Raw genomic sequence first — 3,292 nt, 5'->3', positions numbered from 1 at the left:
ATTGTTGACAATACAAGCTACGTTATGCTGAGTGAACTACTGCCTAAACACTGGATGTAGAGGGATTCAATTAGTACAACAACGTAATTCATCGATCTTTTCCAGTCATATAAAAACCCCATGCCTGAAGGCCCAGAAATTAAGTTAGCCGCCGATAAGATTGCTAAAGATATTGTCGATCGATCCCTCACCGAAGTCTCCTTTGCTTTCGATCGTCTCAAACCCTTTGAAGCCGAACTCACCGCCGCCCGGATTGTCTCCGTCACCCCCAAGGGCAAAGCCCTACTGACCCGCTTCAGCAACCAACTCAGCATTTACAGTCACAATCAGCTCTACGGCGTTTGGTACAGTCGGCGCGCCTACGATTATCCAGTCACCAATCGACAGCTTAGGTTAGCCATTCATACCGAAAAGCGATCGGCACTCCTCTACAGTGCCTCAGATATTGATGTATTAGACGACGACCAAATCGCCGCCCATCCTTTCTTGCAAAAACTCGGCCCCGATGTTTTAGAGGCTACCACGACAGTCGAAATGGTGCTCGACAGGCTCCAAAGCAAAACCTTTCATCGCAAAGGATTCCCCGCGCTGCTGCTAAATCAGCATTTTTTAGGCGGCTTGGGTAACTATTTACGCAGCGAAGTTTTATTTGTAGCGGGAATTCATCCCACATTAAGACCAGTGGATTGTTCGATCGACAGGCTTCAGAAACTAGCTGCCGCCCTCCTCGAACTGCCGCGCCAATCCTACGCCACCAAGGGCATTACCAATAGCTTGGCGATCGTCAAGCAACTCAAACAACGCGGTCAAACCCGCCGTCAATACCGCCACTGGGTCTTCGGTCGCCAAGATTGCCTCTGTCACCTCTGTCATACCGAAATCCTCAAAGATACCCTCGGCGGGCGACGGGTTTATTTTTGTCCTACCTGTCAAGCTAAATAGTAAATTATGCTGAACATCCATCAAGAATTTCGATCGAGTAAAATTAATTCATATAGTTTGGCTAAGTTAGCTTATGACAACTACCATCGATCGATCGATCCAACAGCAGCCCCTCAGTTTTGAAAACTTTCTCAATCTGTATGGTGGCGATAATCGCTACGAAGTAATCGATGGAGAGGTATTCGATTTGGAACCAACAGGCTCGCATGAAGAGGTTGCAGCTTTTATTACGACCAAGATTTGCGTTCAGATCGATGTATCAAGCTTACCTTGGTTCGTCCTTCAGCGCGGCTTATTGCGACCTGAAAACATTGGGATGACTGCATTTAGACCTGATGTAGCCGTAATCGATCGAAATCAACTTACTCAAGAAATGTACTGGTCTGAGCAATCGATCCTAACCTTGGGGAGTTCGATTAAATTTGTAGCCGAAGTGGTGAGTAGCAATTGGCAAAATGATTATTCCCGCAAGGTGGAAGACTATGCAGTTTTAGGTATTCCCGAATATTGGATTGCCGATTATGCGGGATTAGGCGGTACTCGACATATTGGCAAGCCCAAACAACCTACTCTGTCCATCTGTACGCTAGTGGATGGGGAGTATGAGATTCAGCAGCTTCGGGGTAGTCAAACGATCGTCTCTTCAACCTTTCCCGATTTGAAACTGACAGCCGAACAAGTGTTGAGATCTGGTAGGTAAGATTGTGATGATTTAAATAGTTTGGCAAATTTAATCGGGCTAGTCTTCTCGTGTCGATCGCCAGATTAGTTTTTAGATTGACAGGGGTAAACAGATCGTCATAGAATGGTAATTTGTCAACAGTTGGAACCACTCGGCGACTGTCAAAATTTTGTAAAACATGCCAACCATCCAACAGCTCATTCGTAAAGCCCGCGAAGACTACAAAGTCAAAACCAAGTCACCAGCACTGAAGGAATGCCCTCAGCGTCGCGGTGTTTGTACTCGCGTCTACACAACTACACCCAAGAAACCGAACTCGGCTCTACGTAAAGTAGCGCGGGTGCGGTTAACTTCTGGTTTTGAAGTCACTGCTTACATTCCTGGTATCGGTCACAACCTTCAGGAACACTCCGTTGTCATGATTCGTGGCGGTCGGGTAAAAGATTTACCAGGCGTCCGATATCACATCATTCGCGGTACGCTCGATACTGCTGGGGTGAAGGATCGCAAGCAAGGTCGTTCTAAATATGGCACCAAGCGACCCAAAGCAGCTAAGTAAGTTTCCTAGCGCGATGACGATCGCTCGATAGATTCTTAATAGTTCCTCAGTTATATTTGTAAGCTTACACAAAAACCATACTTCAGCGATCTTAATTAGAGACTCCCATGCTGAGGGTGTCTGTTTATCTTCGTGTCAGGTGTCGATCGGGCATCGACAGCAGATAATAAATTATTGCTGAAGTGGAGATATGTTGGTAGTTTCCGGTTTAGTTGCAAATGGTCAGCGATTCTCATTAGATTCTGAGCTGCCATCACTGAAGATTTATCAATCCTCAAAAAAGCAAGTTAAGTAAGTGACCGACGGCGAGCGATTGACGCTCAGATCCAGAGGTTGTAACAACGTCAGTACCCAAACAAATCACCAATTCAATCTTTTTCGTTTTATGTCACGTCGAACCAAAGTAGTCAAACGCCCAGTGCCACCAGATGCGGTCTATAACAGCCGTCTGGTGAACATGATGGTGCGCCGCATTATGTACAGCGGTAAAAAATCAGTCGCCTATCGGATTATTTACGAAGCGATGAAAACGATCGAAGAGCGCACGGGTAGCGATCCGCTCGAAACCTTTGAAAAAGCAGTGAAAAATGCTACTCCCTTAGTGGAAGTCAAAGGTCGTCGTGTTGGTGGGGCAACCTATCAAGTGCCGATGGAAGTGAAAGCCGAACGCGGTACGGCACTAGCCATGCGCTGGCTGATCAACTACTCGCGATCGCGCGCGGGCAAGTCAATGGCAGGCAAATTGGCTAACGAGCTAATGGATGCAGCTAATGAAACGGGTAGTGCAATCCGTAAACGTGAGGAAACTCACCGGATGGCCGAGGCGAATAAAGCCTTCGCTCACTACCGTTACTAAAAATACTGAGTTGGAAGTTGAGGGTTATCCAGTCACCCGACTGTACCCAAAAACGTCTACAATCTTAGTAAAGATTAACCAAGATTTATCTCGGCAGCCGACAAGTAAGGAGGTTATTGTGCCACGTACCGTCCCGTTTGAGAAAGTACGCAATATCGGGATTGCAGCCCACATTGATGCGGGTAAGACAACCACGACCGAGAGAATTTTATATTATTCTGGGGTTGTCCATAAGATCGGCGAAGTTCACGAA

5 protein-coding genes are annotated in these 3,292 nt (G+C 46.7%); all 5 read left to right on the top strand.

Annotated elements, in window-relative coordinates:
• Window positions 1–120 precede the first annotated feature (120 nt).
• Window positions 121–942 (top strand): endonuclease VIII, encoded by an 822-nt coding sequence (nei, locus tag RMO84_RS09345; protein WP_310488200.1) that lies wholly within the window; start codon window positions 121–123, stop codon window positions 940–942.
• 73 nt (window positions 943–1,015) lie between these two features.
• A complete protein-coding gene (locus RMO84_RS09340; RefSeq protein ID WP_310488199.1) occupies window positions 1,016–1,642 on the top strand; it encodes a Uma2 family endonuclease in 627 nt (208 codons plus the stop codon).
• Window positions 1,643–1,802: 160 nt separating this feature from the next.
• Window positions 1,803–2,183, top strand: coding sequence for a 30S ribosomal protein S12 (gene rpsL, locus RMO84_RS09335; protein ID WP_015161335.1), 381 nt, complete (start codon window positions 1,803–1,805; stop codon window positions 2,181–2,183).
• A 385-nt stretch (window positions 2,184–2,568) separates the two neighbouring features.
• Entirely contained in the window at window positions 2,569–3,039 is a 471-nt protein-coding gene (gene rpsG / locus RMO84_RS09330) for a 30S ribosomal protein S7 (RefSeq protein ID WP_310488198.1), read from the top strand.
• A 118-nt stretch (window positions 3,040–3,157) separates the two neighbouring features.
• A partial coding sequence (locus RMO84_RS09325; protein WP_310488201.1) for a GTP-binding protein occupies window positions 3,158–3,292 on the top strand: 135 nt, incomplete at its 3' end.

Origin of the sequence: Chamaesiphon sp. VAR_69_metabat_338, assembly GCF_031423935.1 — a bacterium.
GTDB lineage: Bacteria > Cyanobacteriota > Cyanobacteriia > Cyanobacteriales > Chamaesiphonaceae > Chamaesiphon.
The sequence above is the reverse complement of the archived record's forward strand: the minus strand, read 5'-3'. Positions and strand labels throughout refer to the sequence as shown.

Coding starts and splice junctions, on each gene's coding strand:
- RMO84_RS09340 (WP_310488199.1), top strand. CDS start 1,016: ATGACAACTACCATCGATCGATCGATCCAACAGCAGCCCCTCAGTTTT.
- nei (WP_310488200.1), top strand. CDS start 121: ATGCCTGAAGGCCCAGAAATTAAGTTAGCCGCCGATAAGATTGCTAAA.
- rpsL (WP_015161335.1), top strand. CDS start 1,803: ATGCCAACCATCCAACAGCTCATTCGTAAAGCCCGCGAAGACTACAAA.
- rpsG (WP_310488198.1), top strand. CDS start 2,569: ATGTCACGTCGAACCAAAGTAGTCAAACGCCCAGTGCCACCAGATGCG.